This is a genomic window from Streptomyces sp. NPDC047974 (assembly GCF_040653375.1).
GTDB lineage: Bacteria > Actinomycetota > Actinomycetes > Streptomycetales > Streptomycetaceae > Streptomyces.
On the sequence record NZ_JBEZNU010000008.1, the window covers coordinates 263,517 to 282,535 of the forward strand.

The 19,019-nt window shown below is 74.9% G+C and carries 10 protein-coding genes; 4 read left to right on the forward strand and 6 right to left on the reverse strand.

Annotated features, from left to right (window positions below; genetic code table 11):
• Positions 1 to 105: 105 nt before the first annotated feature.
• Complete coding sequence (glgX, locus tag AB0E19_RS14820; protein WP_362178749.1) at positions 106 to 2,310, forward strand: glycogen debranching protein GlgX; 2,205 nt, start codon at positions 106 to 108, stop codon at positions 2,308 to 2,310.
• 18 nt (positions 2,311 to 2,328) lie between these two features.
• Here the strand turns inward: glgX and AB0E19_RS14825 are convergent, their stop codons facing one another.
• Complete coding sequence (locus AB0E19_RS14825) at positions 2,329 to 3,576, reverse strand: hypothetical protein (protein WP_362178684.1); 1,248 nt, start codon at positions 3,574 to 3,576, stop codon at positions 2,329 to 2,331.
• A gap of 134 nt (positions 3,577 to 3,710) precedes the next feature.
• On the opposite strand from AB0E19_RS14825, the gene AB0E19_RS14830 reads away from it, so the two are divergent.
• From AB0E19_RS14830 to AB0E19_RS14840, 3 genes are all read left to right on the forward strand, one after another.
• A complete protein-coding gene (locus AB0E19_RS14830; protein WP_362178688.1) occupies positions 3,711 to 5,504 on the forward strand; it encodes an ABC transporter ATP-binding protein in 1,794 nt (597 codons plus the stop codon).
• Positions 5,501 to 7,363, forward strand: a complete 1,863-nt coding sequence (locus tag AB0E19_RS14835; RefSeq protein WP_362178692.1) for an ABC transporter ATP-binding protein — start codon at positions 5,501 to 5,503, stop codon at positions 7,361 to 7,363. Before AB0E19_RS14830 ends, AB0E19_RS14835 begins: the two co-directional genes overlap by 4 nt.
• Positions 7,364 to 7,757: 394 nt before the next feature.
• The gene (locus AB0E19_RS14840; RefSeq protein WP_362178695.1) at positions 7,758 to 9,788 is read left to right on the forward strand and encodes a M4 family metallopeptidase; all 2,031 of its coding nucleotides are present in this window, start codon (positions 7,758 to 7,760) and stop codon (positions 9,786 to 9,788) included.
• 72 nt (positions 9,789 to 9,860) lie between these two features.
• Here AB0E19_RS14840 and AB0E19_RS14845 read toward each other — a convergent pair whose 3' ends face one another.
• From AB0E19_RS14845 to AB0E19_RS14865, 5 genes are all read right to left on the reverse strand, one after another.
• Complete coding sequence (locus AB0E19_RS14845) at positions 9,861 to 11,378, reverse strand: histidine kinase (protein ID WP_362178698.1); 1,518 nt, start codon at positions 11,376 to 11,378, stop codon at positions 9,861 to 9,863.
• Positions 11,371 to 12,042 carry a response regulator transcription factor gene (locus AB0E19_RS14850; RefSeq protein ID WP_362178701.1) on the reverse strand — a complete coding sequence of 224 codons (672 nt, stop codon included), beginning with the start codon at positions 12,040 to 12,042 and terminating at the stop codon, positions 11,371 to 11,373. Before AB0E19_RS14850 ends, AB0E19_RS14845 begins: the two co-directional genes overlap by 8 nt.
• Before the next feature lie 52 nt (positions 12,043 to 12,094).
• On the reverse strand, positions 12,095 to 14,647 hold the full coding sequence (glgP, locus tag AB0E19_RS14855; RefSeq protein WP_362178704.1) for an alpha-glucan family phosphorylase: 2,553 nt from the start codon (positions 14,645 to 14,647) through the stop codon (positions 12,095 to 12,097).
• Between the two features lie 171 nt (positions 14,648 to 14,818).
• Complete coding sequence (locus AB0E19_RS14860; protein ID WP_362178752.1) at positions 14,819 to 17,875, reverse strand: ABC transporter substrate-binding protein; 3,057 nt, start codon at positions 17,873 to 17,875, stop codon at positions 14,819 to 14,821.
• Between the two features lie 117 nt (positions 17,876 to 17,992).
• The gene (locus AB0E19_RS14865; RefSeq protein WP_362178707.1) at positions 17,993 to 18,808 is read right to left on the reverse strand and encodes an AraC family transcriptional regulator; all 816 of its coding nucleotides are present in this window, start codon (positions 18,806 to 18,808) and stop codon (positions 17,993 to 17,995) included.
• Between the last annotated feature and the right edge of the window lie 211 nt (positions 18,809 to 19,019).

A 19,019-nucleotide genomic window follows, 5' to 3' on the forward strand; every position in this document is an offset into this window, starting at 1 on the left:
GAGTACGACCGGGAGTACACGAGGGTGCGGGAGGACGCGCGGGGCCGGGGCCGGGACGCCCTCGCCCCGGCCGCGGGCCCGCCGGAGCCGCGGGAGGCCAGGGCGGTGTCGAGCGCAGCCGAACAGCAGGCGGTACCGGAGCATGCCTTGGGACGGCCCGCGCCCCCGGTGTGGCCGGGGACGCCCACCCCGCTCGGGGCCCGCTGCCGGACGGGACCGGACGGGACCAGGGGCACCAACTTCGCGCTCTGGGCGGGCGGAGCGGAGGCCGTGGAGCTCTGCCTCTTCGCGCCCGACGGCACCGAGACCCGGCTGCCGCTGACCGAGCTGACCCACGAGATCTGGCACGGCTTCGTGCCGGGCGTCGGCCCCGGACAGAGGTACGGCTACCGGGTGCACGGCCGCTGGGACCCGTGGACCGGCGCCCGCTGGAACCCGGCGAAGCTGCTGCTCGACCCGTACGCCCGGGCCGTCGACGGCGACTTCGCGGCGCTGCCCCCGGAGGCGTACGGACACGTCCGGGACTGGCCGCAGCAGCATGTCGCCGACACCGTCCGCGACGAGCGGGACTCCGCCCCGCACGTGCCCAAGGGGGTCGTCGTACGGGACGACGACGACTGGTCCGACGACCGCAGGCCCAAGACGCCCTGGCAGGACTCCGTCATCTACGAGCTGCACGTCAAGGGCTTCACCGCACGGCACCCCGGCATCCCGGAGCGCCTGCGCGGCACCTACGCGGGACTCGCCCACCCGGCCGCGGTCGACCACCTCGTGCGCCTCGGGGTGACGGCCGTCGAACTGCTGCCGGTGCACCAGTTCGCCCACGAGGACCACCTGCTGCGGCGCGGCCTCACCAACTACTGGGGCTACAACTCGATCGGCTACTTCGCCCCGCACGCCGGCTACTCCTCGTCCGGCACCACCGGGCAGCAGGTCGGCGAGTTCAAGCGGATGGTGCGGGCCCTGCACGCGGCGGGCATCGAGGTGATCCTCGACGTCGTCTACAACCACACGGCGGAGGCGGGCGAGCTCGGCCCCACGCTGTCGCTGAAGGGCATCGACAACCGCGGCTACTACCGGCTCCAGTCGGACGCGCGCAGGTACGCCGACTACACCGGCTGCGGCAACACGCTCCACGTCGTCCAGCCGCAGGTGCTGCGGCTCATCACCGACTCCCTGCGGTACTGGGTCACCGAGATGGGCGTCGACGGCTTCCGCTTCGACCTGGCGGCGGCGCTCGCCCGCTCGATGCACGACGTCGACATGCTCTCCCCCTTCCTCGCCGTCATCGCCCAGGACCCGGTGCTCCGCCGGGTCAAGCTCATCGCCGAACCGTGGGACGTCGGCAACGGCGGCTACCAGGTCGGCGCCTTCCCGCCGCTGTGGACCGAGTGGAACGACCGCTACCGGGACGCCGTACGGGACTTCTGGCGCGGCGCGCTGCCCGACGTCCGTGACCTCGGCTACCGGCTCTCCGGCTCCAGCGACCTGTACGCCTGGGGCGGCCGCCGCCCCTACGCCTCCGTCAACTTCGTCACCGCCCACGACGGCTTCACGCTCCGCGACCTCGTCACGTACGAGCGCAAGCACAACGAGGCCAACGGCGAGGGCAACCGCGACGGCACCCACGACAACCGCTCCTGGAACTGCGGCGCGGAGGGCGAGACCGACGACCCGGCGGTGAACGCCCTCCGGCTCCGCCAGCTCCGCAACCTGCTCACCACCCTGCTGCTCTCCACCGGGGTGCCGATGCTCGTCGCGGGCGACGAGATGGGCCGCACCCAGGGCGGCAACAACAACGCGTACTGCCAGGACAACGAGACCGGCTGGCTCGACTGGTCGCTGCCCGAGGACCCCGGCCGCGCCCAGCTCCTCGCCCTCACCCGCCGGCTCCTCGCCCTCCGCCACCGCCACCCGGTGCTGCGCCGCCGCGCCTTCTTCTCCGGCCGGCCGCAGGGCGCCGACGGGCTGCGGGACCTCGCGTGGTTCGGCCCCGACGGCACGGAGATGACCGAAGGGGACTGGTACGCGCCCTCGGCGACGCTCGCCCTCTACCTGTCGGGCCGCGACATACCGGGCCGCGACGAGCGGGGCGAGCAGGTCCTCGACGACAGCTTCCTCGCCGTCCTCCACGCGGGCCCCCGCCCCCTCGACTTCCGCCTCCCCGGCCCGCCCTGGGCCCAGACCTACGAACGCGTCCTCGACACGTCCCTGGACGACCAGACCGCACCCCCCGGCACGCTCCACCCCGGCGGGGCGGCGCTCACGGTGGGGGCGCGGTCGGTGGTGCTGCTGCGGGTGGCGGGGTGAGGGCCGCCGCCCGCGGGGTCAGCGGAGCGCGACGTAGCAGGTGAAGTCGCCGCGGGCGTGGGCGTCGGGACCGGTGAACACGAAGCTGAGGCTCTCGTGGCCGGTGGTCCAGAATGTGCCGGAGGGGCGGCCCCCCGCCTTCCAGGCGGCCGGTGCCTCACGGAAGTCGGCACGGCACCGGTCGACGGCGAACCGGTCCGCCACGCCCTCGGGGTCGGCGTTCCGGACCGTCTCGTCGATCCGCTGCTGTCCGAAGACCCGGAGGTCGGCGCCGCGGCAGGGGACGACACGGACGAGGCCGGTGCTTCCGAGGCCGGTGTCGGTGGACGCGCAGGCGCCCGGCTTCACGTCGGTCATCGCCGTGAGCACCGTCCTCGCGGTCTCGGAACGCTCCGTGGCCGGGACGAGGGCGGTGACCGGGGCGCCGTGCCGGGTGAGGGCGAGTTCGACGCGGAGGCCGGTGAGCTTGCGCAACGTCCCCTCGCCGTGCAGGTGCGCGAGCAGCTTCCCGAAGTCGGCCTCGGCGCGGACCAGCCGGCCCCGGCGGTCGAGCTCGACGACGACGGTCTGCGTGGGTCCGCGCCCCTCCACGTGTCCGGCGACGGCGGGCGGCAGCGCGCTCCGCGCCGTCAGGTCGTCGACGTGCGCGCGGTACCGGCGCCCGCCGCCGGGCAGCGGCTCGGAGTCGACGGCGGTGGAGACCTTCAGCACCTCGGCGAGGGTGCGCCCCCACGGGGCCGCGTCGCCGGCCAGGTCGAGGACGCCGCCGGCGGCGTCGGCGAACTCCTTGGGGTCGGCGGCGGCGTACCGCAGCCAGACCCCGCTCTCCTGGCGGTACGCGATCTCGTTCCCCTCGACCGCGTACGCGTGCCGCTCGGTCCGGCCGGGCGTGAAGTCCAGGTCGTCCGCGACGGATGCCGAGAAGCCGGCCGGCACGCGGCGGGTCCGCTCCGCGCGGGCGGCGTCCTTCCCCCAGTCGAGGACGCCGGCCGTCCGCTCCACGGCACGTCCGCCGGAGGTCGTGTAGGTGACGGTGGCGGTGAAGCCGGCCGTCCCGATGTCCGCGAGCGCGTCGCCCGCGGCGGCGGGCTGCTTGTGCGCGGGCATGTCGAAGACGGGCAGCCGGGTCGGGGACGGGGACGCCGTCGCGGTCGCGGTCGCGTCCCTGGAGTCGGCCGCCCGTTCCGCGCCGCCCTCGCAACCGGCGACGGCGAGCAGCAGCGGCAGCGCGACGACCGCCGCGCGGAATCTCTGACGGGTCCTCATCGTGTCTCTCCCCACCCTGGTACGTGCCCCGGTCGGGGATCCTATGCAGCGGGCGGCGGGGCGTCGGAGGCGGAGGGGGCGGTGGCCGAAAACCGGGTGAGACGTGTCAGTGGTGAACCGTAGGGTCGGGCCTGATGCCCACGAAACCTGCCACCCCCGAGGACCGCCCCGCCGACCGTTCGGCGGTGCGGGTGCTGTTGCGGCTCTGGCCCTACGTCCGGCCCGTGCGCGGGCGGTTCTTCGGTGCCGCCGCCGTCGCGGTCGTCGCCTCCTGTCTGTCGCTCGTCTTCCCGCTGGTCCTGAAGTGGCTGGTGGACGGGCCGGTCGCGGACCGGGACCCGGGCGGGGTGTGGCTGGGGGCGCTGTACCTGCTGCTGCTCGGCTTCGCCGAGGCCGGGCTCTTCGGGCTGCGGCGGTGGCTGGTGGCCCGGCCGCTGTCCTCGGTGGAGGCGCGGATGCGGGAGGACCTGTACGGCAGGCTCCAGCGGCTGCCGATCGCCTTCCACGACCGGTGGGCGTCCGGGCAGCTGCTCTCGCGCGGGACGACGGACCTGATGCTGGTCCGGATGTTCCTGGCCTTCCCGCTGACCTTCCTGGTGGTCAACGGGGTGACGCTGCTGGCCGGTTGCGTCCTGCTGCTCGCACAGGACTGGTCGCTCGGCCTGGTGCTCCTGACGCCCGTGGTGCCGGTGGTGGTCCTCTGCTCGTTCTTCGAGAGCCGGTACGCGGTCGTCGCGCGCCGCGCCCAGGACCAGGTCGGCGACCTGACGACGGTCGTCGAGGAGAGCGTCCTCGGCATCCGGATCGTCAAGGGCTTCGGCCGCCACCGCAGCCAGGCGGAGTCCTTCCGCCGGCTCGCCCGGCTGCTGCGCTCCACCGAGCTGGCCAAGGCACGGCTGCTCGCGCTGATCTGGGCGTTCATCACGATCCTGCCGGAGCTGGCGATCGGGGCGACGCTGGTGCTCGGCACGGTCCAGGTCGCGGACGGGGACCTGTCGGCGGGCACGCTGGTCGCCTTCCTGTCGACGGCGCTCGCGCTGCGCTGGCCGGTGGAGTCGATCGGCTTCCTCCTCGCGATGAGCCAGGAGGCGGCGACGGCCACCGAGCGGTACTTCGAGGTGATGGACGCGGAGGTGGAGCCGGACACGGCGGCGGACGGCGGGCCCGGCGCGGAGGGCCCGGACGGGGTGCGCTTCGAGGGGGTGTCGTTCCGGTACCCGGACGCCCCGGAGGGGGCGCCGCCGGTCCTGGACGGCATCGACCTGCACATCCGGCCCGGCGAGACGCTCGCCCTGGTCGGCGCCACGGGTTCCGGCAAGACCACGCTCACCGCGCTCGTCCCGCGGCTGCACGAGGCGACCGGCGGCCGGATCCTGCTCGACGGCGAGGACATCGCCCTGATGGACCGGGAGCGGCTGCGGTCGCTGGTGTCGGTGGCCTTCGAGGAGCCGACGCTGTTCTCCGCGAGCGTCGGGGAGAACGTGCTGATGGGCGCCGGGCAGGAGGCCGGCGGGACGGAGCTGCGGCGCGCCCTGGGCGTCGCGCAGGCGGAGGGCTTCGTGGACCGGCTGCCGGAGGGCGCGGGGACGCAGGTCGGCGAGCAGGGGCTGAGCCTCTCGGGCGGGCAGCGCCAGCGGCTCGCGCTCGCCCGGGCGGTGGTCGGCCGGCCGCGCTTCCTGGTCCTGGACGATCCGCTGTCGGCGCTCGACGTGCACACGGAGGCGCGGGTGGAGGCGGCCCTGCGCGAGGTGCTGAAGGAGACGACGGCGCTGGTCGTGGCGCACCGGCCGTCGACGGTGATGCTGGCCGACCGGGTGGCGCTGCTCTCGGGCGGGCGGATCGCGGCGGTCGGCACCCATCAGGAACTGCTGCGCGGCAGCGGCGAGTACGCCTGGCTGATGGCGGGCGAGGGGGACGGGGAACGATGACGGAGAGCACGCTCGCGCGGGCGGAGGACGAGGAGGAGCGGGCCGGCGGGTCCGGTCCGGGCCCGGGCGATCCGTTCGACCGGGACGATCTGCCGGCGCCGCGCGGGGCGACCGGGGCGCTGCTGCGCTCGCTGCTCGCCGGGCACCGGTTCCGGGTGGCGGTGGCGGCGCTGGTGCTCCTGGTGAAGGAGGCGGCGGTCCAGGCGGGCCCGCTGCTCGTGGCGTACGCGATCGACCGGGGCGTGCCGGCCTTCCGCGCCGGGGACCACGGGCCGCTGATCGCGGTGGCGGTGGGCTATCTGCTGTGCGCGGTGGGCGCGGGGGGGCTCCAGTACGGTTTCGTGCGGGGCGCGGCGCGGATCAACCAGGGCGTGCTGCTCGACCTGCGGGGGCGGATCTTCCGGCACGCGCAGGTGCTGAGCGTGGACTTCCACGAGCGGTACACCTCGGGGCGGCTGATCTCGCGGTCGACGACGGACGTGGAGTCGCTGCGGGAGCTGCTGTCGGAGGGGCTGCAGGAGCTGGTGGGGGTGGTGCTGTCGTTCGTGTCGATCTCGCTGGTGCTGCTCTGGCTGGACCTGGGGATCGGGGCGGTGGCGGTGGCCTCGTTCGGTCCGCTGTACCTGCTGGTGCGGATGTACCGGCGGCGGGCGGGCGCGGTGTACGCGGAGCGGTCGACGGCGATCGCCGGGGTGATCGTGAAGTTCGCGGAGACGATGAACGGCATCCGGCCGGTGCGGGCCTTCCGCCGGGAAGGGGTGAACGACGCGGAGTTCGCGGGGCTGAACCACCGGCACGAGCGGAGCAACGGGGACGCGCTCCTGGAGATGGCCCGCTATGTGGTGGGCTCGCGCGTGGTGGCGAACACGGCGGTGGCCGGAATGTGCCTGTGGGGCGCCTACCGGGTGGCGGAGGGTTCGCTGGAGCTCGGCGTGCTGGCGGCGGCGGTGCTGTACGTGCGACGGCTCTACGACCCGATCGACCGGCTCGGGATGTTCCTCAACTCGTACGAGTCGGCGGCCGCTTCGCTGACGAAGATCGCGGGGCTGCTGGCGCAGGAGCCGGGGGTGCCGGAGGCGGCGGCGCCTCGGGGGCTGCCGGAGCGGGCGGGGGCGGATCCGGGCCGGGAGGTCGTCTTCGACGGGGTGCGGTTCGCCTACCGGACGGGCGGTGAGGTGCTGCCCCGCTTCTCCTTGCGGATCCCGGCGGGGCAGACGGTGGCGGTGGTCGGCGCGACCGGCGCGGGCAAGTCGACGCTGGCGAAGCTGCTCGCGCGCTTCTACGACCCGACGGAGGGCCGGGTGCTGCTCGACGGCGTGGACCTGCGGGAGCTGTCGACGCCCGAACTGCGGCGCGGGGTGGTGATGGTGACCCAGGAGGCGTTCCTCTTCTCGGGGACGGTCGCGGAGAACATCGCGATCGGGCGGCCGGACGCGAGCCGGGAGGAGATCGAGCGGGCGGCGAAGGCGATCGGCGCGCACGCGTTCATCGCCGGGCTGCCGGACGGCTACGACACCGACGTACGGAAGCGGGGCGGCCGGATCTCGGCCGGTCAGCGCCAGTTGGTGGCCTTCGCGCGGGCGCTCCTGGCGGATCCGGCGGTGCTGATCCTGGACGAGGCGACGAGCTCGCTGGACGTGCCGGGCGAGCGGGCGGTGCAGCACGCGATGGACACGGTCCTGGCGGGCCGCACGGCGGTGGTCATCGCCCACCGCCTCTCCACGGTCGAGGTCGCGGACCGGGTCCTGGTGATGGAGGCGGGCCGCGTCGTCGAGGACGGCGCCCCGGCGGAACTGGTCGGCGGCGAGGGCCGCTACGCGGGCCTCCACCGCGCCTGGCGCGACTCGCTGGCGGGCTGACGCCCGGCCGAGGAGCGGAAGACGGGATTCGGGCCGCAGGGTTTCGGCCATCGCTTCGGTAAAGGGGGGCCGGCGTCCGAGGAGCGGGACGGGCGCCGGAGCCGGCGGGTCCGGATGGGGGCCCCTGAAGGGATTCCTGCACGGAGAACGGTGGGCGACCGGGCGTTCATGATCGACGAAACGTCCGGTTAACGAACACGACCGTACGCGCAGCGGACGACTTCCGGCCAAGTTGTTGACGCGGTCCTGACAGGTACCGGCGGTAGCTGCGACTCTCTCCCAGGTTCCTCGCAACCGCGTTCGCCGCATCACCCGTTCGTGTTTCACCGCTCTGCTTGCACCACCCGGCCCGCCCACCCAGCGGACCGGTACCCCCCTCGCAAAAGGAGTTCGCGTGAGATCCACGCCCAGCCGCCGTGCCACCGCGACCGGCGCGCTCGTCGCAGCCGCCGCCATGATCGCCGTCGGCGTCCAGGCCGGCAGCGCCTCCGCCGACAACCTCGGCACGGCCGCCGCCCCGGCGTCGGCCCTCGGGAAGGTCGACCCGGGCAAGCTCCCCGCCGACCTCTCCCCCGCCCAGCGCACCGCGCTGATCAAGGCCGCCGACGCCGACAAGGCCGAGACGGCCAAGGAGCTGGGCCTCGGCGGCCAGGAGGCGCTCGTCGTCCGAGACGTGGTCCAGGACCGCGACGGCACGACCCACACGCGCTACGAGCGCACCTACGCGGGCCTCCCGGTCCTCGGCGGCGACCTGATCGTGGCCGAGTCCAAGGCCGGCGCCACGACCGGCGTCTCCAAGTCCTCCCGCGCGGAGCTGAAGAACGTCGACCTCGCGGCCACCGTCGCCCCCGCCGCCGCGGAGAAGCAGGCCGTCGGCCTGGCCGCCGCCGAGGGCTCGAAGGCCACCAAGAGCGAGCGCGCCCCGCGCAAGGTCGTCTGGATGGGCCAGAGTGGCGCCCCGGTCCTCGCGTACGAGACCGTCGTCGGCGGCCTCCAGCACGACGGCACGCCGAACGAGCTGCACGTCGTCACCGACGCCAAGTCCGGCGCCAAGCTGTACGAGTGGCAGGCCGTGCACACCGGCACCGGCAACACCCAGTACAGCGGCCAGGTCACGCTCGGCACCGCGCCGTCGTACACGCTGACCGACACCGGCCGCGGCAACCACAAGACGTACAACCTCAACCGCGGCACCTCCGGCACCGGGACGCTCTTCTCCGGCTCGGACGACGTCTGGGGCGACGGCACCCCGTCCAACCTGGAGACGGCCGGCGCCGACGCCCACTACGGCGCCGCGCTCACCTGGGACTACTACAAGAACGTGCACGGCCGCTCCGGCATCCGCGGTGACGGCGTCGGCGCGTACTCCCGGGTCCACTACGGCAACGCCTACGTCAACGCCTTCTGGCAGGACTCCTGCTTCTGCATGACGTACGGCGACGGCGCGAGCAACGCCAAGCCGCTCACCTCCATCGACGTGGCCGCCCACGAGATGACCCACGGCCTGACCTCGGTCACCGCCAAGCTGGTCTACAGCGGCGAGTCCGGCGGCCTCAACGAGGCGACCTCCGACATCTTCGCGGCGGCCGTCGAGTTCTACGCCAACAACCCCAACGACAAGGGCGACTACCTCGTCGGCGAGAAGATCGACATCCGCGGCAACGGCACCCCGCTCCGCTACATGGACAAGCCCAGCAAGGACGGCTCGTCCAAGGACGCGTGGTACTCGGGCATCGGCTCGATCGACGTCCACTACTCCTCGGGCCCGGCGAACCACTTCTTCTACCTGCTCTCCGAGGGCAGCGGCGTCAAGACCGTCAACGGCGTGACCTACGACTCGCCGACCTCCGACGGCCTGCCGGTCACCGGCATCGGGATCGACAAGGCCCGGATGATCTGGTTCAAGGCCCTCACCACCAAGTGGACCTCGTCCACCAACTACGCGGGCGCCCGCACCGGCACGGTCGCGGCCGCCGAGGAGCTCTACGGCGCCGGCAGCCCCGAGGCCCTCGCCGTCCAGCACGCCTGGGCCGCCGTCAACGTCGGCACCCGCCCGGGCACCACGCCGCCCACCGGCACGGTCTTCGAGAACACCGCCGACGTCTCCATCCCGGACTCCCCCGGCGCCGCGGTCACCTCGACGGTCAACGTCACCGGCCGCACGGGCAACGCGCCCAGCAACCTCGCCGTCGGCGTGGACATCGTCCACACCTACATCGGTGACCTCGTCGTCGACCTCGTCGCCCCCGACGGCTCGGTCTACAACCTGCACAACCGCTCCGGCGGCAGTGCGGACAACATCGCCCAGACCTACACCGTGAACGCCTCCTCCGAGGTCGCCAACGGTGCCTGGAAGCTCCGCGTCCAGGACAAGGCCGGGGCCGACACCGGTTACATCAACAGCTTCAAGCTGACCTTCCCGTAAGGCCGGGAGCACAGCCCGAAGCGGACACGACGGACGCCCGGAGGGATCCCATCCCTCCGGGCGTCCGCCCGTTCACCCCAGCTCGTCCCGCGCGCTCAGCCGCCCGCCGGTGAAGCACAGCCGGTAGACCGGCAGCTCCGCGAAGACCGTCGCCCGGTAGTACCGGCACTCGTCCGCGCCCGCCGGCTCCGGCGGCAGCCCCGCCGGCGGCGCCTCCAGGGCGTGGTCGGGCAGGTCCTCCACCAGCTCCCCGTACGCCTGGCCGACCAGCAGCCGCGCGTAGTTGTCGGGCTCCAGGTACGAGCGGGACTGCGACCACAGGGCCACGCCCGCCGTCAGCACCGCGAGGGCCGCGAGCAGCGCCAGCGGGATCCAGATCGCCCGCACCAGGTCCTTCCGCACCCGGCGGCGCGCCCGGTCCAGCTCCCGGGCCGAGGTCGGCGCGGCCGGCACCGCGGCCGGCGCCCGCCGGGGCAGCACCGCCGTCAGCGCGAAGCCGCCGCCGCGCACCGGGCCGTGGGTCAGGGTGCCGCCCGCGAGCCGCACCCGCTCGTCCAGGCCGACGAGCCCGGAGCCCCCGGAGGCGGGCTCCCCGGCCCCCTCGCCCGGCCCGTTCCCCACCCGTACCGTCACCCGCCCGCCGGTCTCCCGGACCTCGACCGTGACGGCCGCGCCCGGGGCGTGCTTCGCCGCGTTCGTCAGCCCCTCCTGCACCACCCGGTGCAGCGCCCGGCCCGCCATGCCCGGCAGCTCCGGCACCGGACCGTCGCCGCGGAGCGTCACATCGAGCCCCGAGGCCCTGGCCCGGTCCACCAGCTGGCCGACCGTCTCGTCCGCCGGTGTCGTCGGCGCCCCCTCGCCGTCCTCCCTCAGCACCCCGATGACGTCCCGCAGCCGCTCGGTCGCCTCCGCCGCCGCCCTCCGCAGCTCGCCCGCCGCCCGCTGCTGCTCGGGCCCGAGTCCCGGATCCACCTCCAGGGCGCCCGCCCGCACCGCGATCAGCGCCAGGTCGTGGCCGAGGGAGTCGTGCATGTCGCCGGCGATCCGCGACCGCTCCCGCAGCCGCTCCCGGTCGGCGACCGCCGCCTGCTCCCGCTCCATCCGGTCGGCCAGCTCCCAGCCGCTGCGCACCAGCCGGTCGTACTGGCGGACGTACCGGCCGACCAGCCAGGGCGCCACGATCGCCAGGGCGAGGGCGAGCAGCAGGGTGAACCAGGGGCCGAGGGAGGTGCCGGTAAGCCGGGTGGCGACGAGCCCCACGGCGGCCACCGCCCCGAACAGCCAGAGCGAGCCGCGGGTGTGGTCCTGCCGCCGCCCGGCGAGATAGCCGAAGGCGACCAGGGCGAGGCTGTACGAGGGCGTGAACAGCTCCAGCGAGGCGGGCAGGCTCGCGGCGACCGTGACCGCGAGCGGCAGCAGCGGCCACCGGCGGCTGACGGCGACACAGCCGCCGAGGACGGTGACCCCGGCGGCGACCTGGAACCAGGACCCGCCGTCGTTCGGGTCGGAGCGCAGCAGCACCGGGAGCGAGAGCAGCAGCCACAGCGCCAGGTCGAAGAGCCGCCGGCGCGCCGGCGAGACCTCAGGCATCCGAGGGCCCCGGGCCGGCGGTGAGACCCGCCTCGTGCGCGAGGATCGCGAGCTGGACGCGGTTGCGCAGGCCGAGGCGGGCGAGGACGGCGCTGACGTGGGCCTTGACGGTGCCCTCGACGACGTACATGCGGGCGGCGATCTCCTGGTTGGAGCAGCCCGCGGCGAGCAGCGAGACGACCTCGCGTTCGCGGCCGGTGAGCGGGGCGAGCCGGACGCGGGCGGCGGCCGCGCGGGTGAGCCGCTCGCCGCCGAGGGTGTCGATGACCCGGCGGGCGACGGTCGGCGAGAGGGCGGCGCCGCCGGCGGCGACCGCGCGGACCCCGGCGATCAGCTCGCGCGGGTCGCCGGACTTCAGGAGGAAGCCGCCGACGCCGGTGCCGAGGGCCCGGGCGATGTAGTCGTCCTCGGAGAAGGTGGTGAGCATGACGACCGCCGTCTCCGGCAGGGTGCGGCGGAGCGCGTCGGCGGCGGCGAGGCCGTCGAGCCGGGGCATCCGGATGTCGAGGAGGGCGACGTCGGGCCGGTGCAGCCGGGCCAGCTCCACCGCCTCGTGCCCGTCGCCCGCCTCGGCGACCACCTCGATCCCCGGGTCGGTGGTGAGGATGGCCCGCACCCCGGCGCGGATCATCGTCTCGTCGTCGGCCAGCAGCACCCTGATCATGCCGTCCAGCCTAGGCACCCGGGCCGTACCCGGCCCCGGGTGCCCGGTCGGGCTACCTCAGGAGCACCCCCGCGCCGTCGCTGCCCGGGTCCTCGGGCAGCGCGATCAGGCCGGGTTCGGCGGGGTGGGCGAGGAGCGGGTGGGCGGGCAGCACGCGGACGGTGCAGCCGAAGGGGCCGGTGCGGTCGAGCTCCAGGGTGCCCGCGTAGGGCTGCCGGCCCTCCAGGTCGGGGCCGCCGGCGGGCTTGAGGGCGACCGTGCGGGTGCCGGTGAGGGTGTCGTCGGCGTCGACGCGGCCGGTCACCGCCTGCACCTCGACGTCGTCGGGCGTCAGGCCGCCGAGCGCGACCCGGACCCGGACGCACGGCGTCGCGCCCAGCTCCGCACCCGCCTCGGCGAGGTCGTCGCCGACCTCCACGTGGTCGACCGAGACGCCCGGCCAGGCCGCCCGGACCCGGGCCTTCCAGGCGGCGAGCTCCCGCGCCCGGACCGGGGTGAGCGCCCGGCGGGCCGCGGCGGCGGGGACGTAGAGCCGCTCCACGTACTCCCTGACCATCCGGTCGGCGAGGACCTTCGGGCCGAGTTCGGTGAGGGTGCGGCGGACCATGGCGGTCCAGGCGGCGGGGACGCCGTCGGGGCCGCGGTCGTAGAAGCGGGGGGCCACCCGGCGTTCGATCAGCTCGTAGAGGGCCGCGGCCTCCAGGTCGTCGCGGCGCTCCTCGTCGGCCGCGGCCGCCCCGTCGGCGGTGGGGATCGCCCAGCCGAACTCGGGCTCGTACCACTCATCCCACCAGCCGTCGAGGACGGAGAGGTTGAGACAGCCGTTGAGGGCTGCCTTCATGCCGCTGGTGCCGCAGGCCTCCAGCGGGCGGAGCGGGTTGTTGAGCCAGACGTCGCAGCCGGGGTAGAGGCCGCGGGCCATCTCCATGCCGTAGTCGGGCAGGAAGACGATCCGGTGCCGGACCCGGGGGTCGTCGGCGAAGCGGACGAGTTCCTGGACGAGCTTCTTGCCGCCGTCGTCGGCCGGGTGGGCCTTGCCGGCGACGACGAGCTGCACCGGCCGCTCGGGGTGGAGCAGCAGGGCGCGCAGCCGGTCCTTGTCGCGCAGCATCAGGGTGAGCCGCTTGTACGAGGGGACCCGGCGGGCGAAGCCGATGGTGAGGACCTCGGGGTCGAGGACGGTGTCGGTCCAGCCGAGTTCGGCGGCGGCCGCGCCACGCTGCCGCCAGGAGGCGCGGAGCCGGTCGCGGACGTCGGCGACGAGCCGGGTGCGCAGGGCTCCGCGCAGCTCCCACAGCTCGCGGTCGCTCGCGTCGGGGCCGAGCCGGGCGGCCTCGGGGGCGGTCCAGGTGGGGGCGTGGACGCCGTTGGTGATGGAGGTGATCGGCACCTCGTCGGCGTCGAAGCCGGGCCAGAGCCCGGCGAACATCTCCCGGCTGACGGCGCCGTGGAGGGTGGAGACGCCGTTGGCGCGCTGGGCGAGGCGCAGGCCCATGGCGGCCATGTTGAAGACGCCGGGCTCGCCGCCGAGCGGGGTCTCGTCGCCGAGGGCGAGGATCCGGCCGGTGTCGAGGCCGGGCAGGGCGCCGTCGTCGCCGAGGTGGCGGGCGACGAGCTCCCGGTCGAAGCGGTCGATGCCGGCGGGGACGGGGGTGTGGGTGGTGAAGACGGTCCCGGCCCGGACGGTCTCCAGAGCGGCGTCGAAGTCGAGTCCCTCGCCCTGGAGTTCGCGGATCCGTTCGAGTCCGAGGAAGCCGGCGTGGCCCTCGTTGGTGTGGAAGACCTCGGGCGCGGGGTGGCCGGTGAGCCGGGTGTAGGTGCGCACGGCGCGGACGCCGCCGATGCCGAGGAGCATCTCCTGGAGGAGCCGGTGCTCGCTGCCGCCGCCGTACAGCCGGTCGGTGACGGACCGCTCGCCGGGAGCGTTCTCCTCGACGTCCGAGTCGAGCATGAGCAGCGGGACGCGGCCGACCTGGGCGACCCAGATGTGGGCGTGCAGGCTCCGCCCGCCGGGCAGGGCGAGGGCGATCCCCGCGGGGCCGCCGTCGGCCTCCCGGAGCAGCGAGACCGGGAGCTCGCCGGGGTCGAGGACGGGGTACTGCTCCTGCTGCCAGCCGTCCCGTCCGAGGGACTGCCGGAAGTAGCCGTGGCGGTAGAGCAGTCCGACGCCGACCAGCGGCACGCCGAGGTCGCTGGCGGACTTGAGGTGGTCGCCGGCGAGGATGCCGAGCCCGCCGGAGTACTGGGGCAGGGCGGCGGCGACACCGAACTCGGGCGAGAAGTAGGCGAGGGCGGCGGGCCCGTCGCCCTCGCCGCGCTCCTGGTACCAGCGGGGCCGTTCCAGGTAGCCGTCGAGGTCCTCGGCGGCGGTGGCGAGCCGGGCGAGGAAGTCCCGGTCGGCGGCGAGCGCGGCGAGCCGGGGCGCCTCCAGGGCGCCGAGGACCCGGACGGGATCGGCGCCCGCGAGCCCCTCGGGGGCCAGGGAGTCGAAGAGGGCGCGGGTCGGTTCGTGCCACGACCAGCGCAGGTTGCGCGCCAGGGCGGCGAGGGGTCGAAGGGTGTCGGGGAGGACAGGACGCACGGTGAATCGACGGATTGCCTTCACGTGTCCCACCTTCGCAGGCCGGTGACGCTACGGAGTGGACGCACCACGCTGTGCGCCCGGCGTGCCGCCCCGAGCCTAGGTCCACCGGCGCCGCTCCGGCCACGGCGCGCCGCCGGCCCCCGGGGGCACGGGCGGGGCGCCGGGGGCGCGTGCGTCACGGCCCTGGGGGCGTCAGGGGGTCTCGATGCCCAGGGCCTGGATGTCGGTCAGGTTGAACGCCTCGTGGACGTAGACGTTGGTCAGCCGCGGGTTGCGGTAGTTGACGTTCTTCTCGGCGGTGATGGGCAGGTAGTAGGCCCCGTCGGTGAGCCGGTGGTTGATCTCCTGGTAGAGCCGGGTCGCCTCGGCCTCGTCGGTCTCGGCCGTCGCGCGGTCGAACAGTTCGTCGATCCGGCGGTCGTTCACCCGGGCGTAGTTGCTGTTGCCCTCGGTCCTGCTCAGGGCGCTGTCGGCCAGGGGCTGGAGGAAGCCCGCGCCGGTGGGGAAGTCGGCGCCCCAGCCGAGCAGGAGCATGCCGATCCCCTTCTTCTTCAGGATCTCGGGGGAGCCCAGGGCGGCGTAGTAGGCCGAGAAGTTGTCGAACCGCTCGATCTCCAGGGTGATGCCGACGGCCTTCAGGTCGTTCTGCAGGGCGGTGGCCGCCGGGAGGTCCTTGGGATTGCCGCTGTTCAGGGCGGCCTTCACGGTGAAACCGCCGGGCTTGCCGCACGCCCGCAGCGCCTCCTTCGCCTTCTCCGGCCGGGGCTTGCCCCCGGTCACGCCGAAGGGGTCGTAGGAGTCGGCGCCCCGGGCCGTCGGGGGCAGCATGTTGCCCTGCAGCGAGGCGAAGGCCGGCCCGCCGCGCGCGGTCCGCAGCGCCTCGGTGCCGGCCGCGTACACCACCGCCTTGCGGCAGGCGAGGTTGTTCATCGGGGCGGTGTCGGAGATCATCGCGACCATCCGGAGGTACCCGTTGTACGGGTTGTCCACGCCGGCCTTCAGCTTCGGGTCCTGCAGCATCCTGGTGGCGGTCTGCTGCGACAGGCCGATGTGGGAGGCGTCCAGGTCGGCGGTGCCCGCCAGCATCTGCTCGTCGACCTTGTCCTGACCGGAGACGATGCTCAGCTCGACGCGGTCCGGCAGGGCCTTGCGGAGCGGGTCGGTGGCGGGGTCCCACTTCTCGTTGCGGACGAGGACCAGCGACCGGTCCGGCTGGTACGAGTCGAAGCGGTACGGGCCGGAGGCCAGGGGCCTGGTCCCGTAGCGGTCCGCGGTGTCGCGGGTGCGCGGCACGGGGGCCGTCGCGCCCATGGTGAGCAGGTAGGGGAACCGGGAGTCGGGCTCGGCCAGCCGGAAGACGAGCGTGAGGTCGTCCGGGGTCTCGACGGACCGCAGGCCCGCCGCCCCCGTGTCCTTGTACGGGCCCTGGTAGTTCTGCTTCCGGTCCAGGACGTCGACGAGGTACGTGGGTCCGCCGGCGATCTCCGGGGCGAAGGCGCGCTCGATGCCGTACTTGACGTCCGCGGCGGTGATCGGCGAACCGTCCTCGTACGTCAGTCCCGGCCGCAGCCTGAACGTGTAGGTGCGGCCGTCGGAGGACACCTCGGGCTGCGCGGCGGCGAGGTCCGGGACCACCGCGAGGCCCTTCTCCCCGGGTTCGGCGGCGTAGGTCATCAGCGTGCGGGCGTAGAGCCGCTGGATGTTCCAGACCCACCCCGAGTAGGAGCGGGCCGGATCCCAGGAGTCCGCGTCCGCCCCGCTCACCAGGCGGAGGGTGCCGCCCTTCGTGCCGGAGGCGTTGACCACCTTGCCGACCGCGGCGTTGAAGCCCCCGTCGGATCCGGTGGACTCCTCGCCCTTCCCCTCGTCCTTGCCCCGGTCCTTCGCCTGGTCCTGCGTCTGCTCCTGCTTCTTGGACGGGTCGTCCTTCTGCGTGAGGATCACGGCGGTGGCGCCGCCGCCCGCCACCAGGGCGGCGCCGAGGGCGATCGCCACGAGTCTGCGGCCCCGGGGGCGGCCGGGCGCGCGCGCCGGGCCGCCCCCGCCGGGACCGGGCGGATACGGGGCGGGGGCCGTGACGGCGTACGGGTTGCCGGGGACCGGAGGGCCGGCGGGGAGCGGCGGCGCACCCGGCGGCGGCGTGCCCGGTACGGCGGGCGGCGGCGTGGCGGGGACGGCGGGAGGGGGCGTACCGGGCACGGCCGGCGGGGGCGTGCCCGGTGTCGCGGGCGGGGCCGGCGTGTCCGGTGTCACGGGCGGCCCGGCGGGGCTCTTCACGAGGGGGACGCGGGGGTCGGGCCTGGCGGCCGTGCCGGCCGAGGGGTCCGCCGAGGGCCATGGGGGCGGCGTGGTCGGCGCGGGACCGGGACCGGCGGCCGGCCCTGCGGCGCCGCCCGCCTCCCCGAGGGCCGTCGCCACCGCGTCCGGCAGCCAGTGGGTCTCCTTCGCGGGCCCTCCCCCGTAGGTGTGGCCGCTGCCCTCGCCGAGCAGTCCGGCGAACTCCGCCAGCAGCTCCGGCACGGTGGGCCGCCGGGCGGGGTCCTTCTCCAGGCACCGGCCGATCAGCTCCGTCCCCGGCGGCAGCAGGCGCAGGTCGGGCTCGCCGTAGACGGCGCGGAAGTTCACCGAGTGCGCGGAGCCGGTCCCGAACGGCCCGGTTCCCGTGGCCGCGAAGGCCAGCACGGCGCCCAGCGAGAACACGTCGGCGGCCGGGCCGACGGTGGTTCCCGCGATCTGCTCGGGCGACATGAAGCCGGGGGTGCCGATCACCATCCCCGCCTGCGTCAGGACGCTCGACTCACCGATGATCGAGATGCCGAAGTCGATCACCCGGGGGCCGTCGGCGGCGATCAGCACGTTCGACGGCTTCAGGTCACGGTGGATCAGCCCGGTGCCGTGGATGGCCTCCAGGGCCTCGACCAGTCCCGCCCCCAGGTAGAGCAACGAGCGCAGGGGCCACGCCCCGTGGGTGCGCACCGCCGTCTCCAGGGGCAGGCCGGGGACGTAGGCGGTGGCGAGCCAGGGCGGCGAGCCCATGGGGTCGGCGTCGACCACGGCCGCGGTGAAGAAGCCGGTGACCCGCCGGGCGGCCTCCACCTCGCGGACGAACCGGCGCTGGAACTCGGGGTCTTCGGCGAGTTCGGCGCGCACCACCTTGACGGCGACCATCCGGCCGCTGGTGGAGCGACCCAGGTAGACGCGTCCCATTCCGCCCGCCCCGAGGCGCGCGAGAATCCGGTACCGCCCCACCTGTCGCGGATCCGAACCGTCCAGCGCTTGCAAGTCCGCCCCCGTCCCCGGCGCCGCGTCCGGTGGGCGCCGGGCACGATTACATCAGATCGGCCGCCGGTCCCGGCGGGGCCGAGGTCACGCCCTGCGGGGCGCCGCGGCCCGGTACTCGCCCGGGGTCATGCCGTAGGCGGTGCGGAAGGCGAGGTGGAAGCCGACGCGGCTGCGGTAGCCGACGCGGGCGGGCACGGCCGACTGGGGAAGCCCGGTCCCGGCGAGCAGCCGGGCCGCCTCCCGTATCCGGCGGGCCGTCAGATGGCGGGCCGGGGAGGTGCCGACGGCCTCGCGGAAGGCGGCGGTGAAGGCGGAGCGGGACATCCCGGCCTCCCGGGCGAGGGTGACCACGGTCCACGGCTCGGCGTAGCGGGTCTCGACGGCGGCGACCGCGCGGCCGATGCCGGGGTGGGGGTACGGGCCGTCCGGCGGGCGGGGCGCGGTGACGGCGAGCGCGAGGGCCGTCTCGAACGCCCGCAGGGCGAGCAGCCGGTCGCCGGGCCCGGCCCGCCGTCCGGGAGCGGCGAGCAGCCGGAGGGTGTCGCGGAGCAGCGGCGCCCCCTCGACCTGGTCCCGTGCGAGCAGGACGGCCCGGGGCAGGGCGGCGACGAGCGGGGTGACGGCCCGCCGGTCGTATCCGGTCCGGAGGCTCAGCAGCCGGGCGGGCGGCCCGGGGCCGTCGAGGACGGCGACCAGGGCGGCGGGTCCGTCGGGGCCGTCGGGCGGCCGGGCCGGGACGCCCTGGTCCGCGAGGGCGGCGAGGACGCGGTGGCGGGCGGCGGCGGGCAGCAGGACCAGTTCGCCGCGGGCGGGTTCGAGGGGGGCGGCGCCGGCGGCGGCGATCCGGCACCGGCCCTCCAGCACGTAGTGCAGCACGGCCCGGGCGGCGACGGCGTCCATGGGTCACGCACCTTCCGCGGTCGGTGACGACGGAGCGTCAGCGTAGCGAGGGAGGCGGGGGATCCGTCCGTCCCGCGGCACCGGCGGGTTTCGGCCGACTCGCGCCTTGCCGCACCCCCTACGCCCTAGTAGTTAACAAAGGGCCGGATTGCCCGCGCGTGAACCCGGGGAAGCTCCCCGGGTACTCCCCCGAATCCCTCCCTTCCGTCCC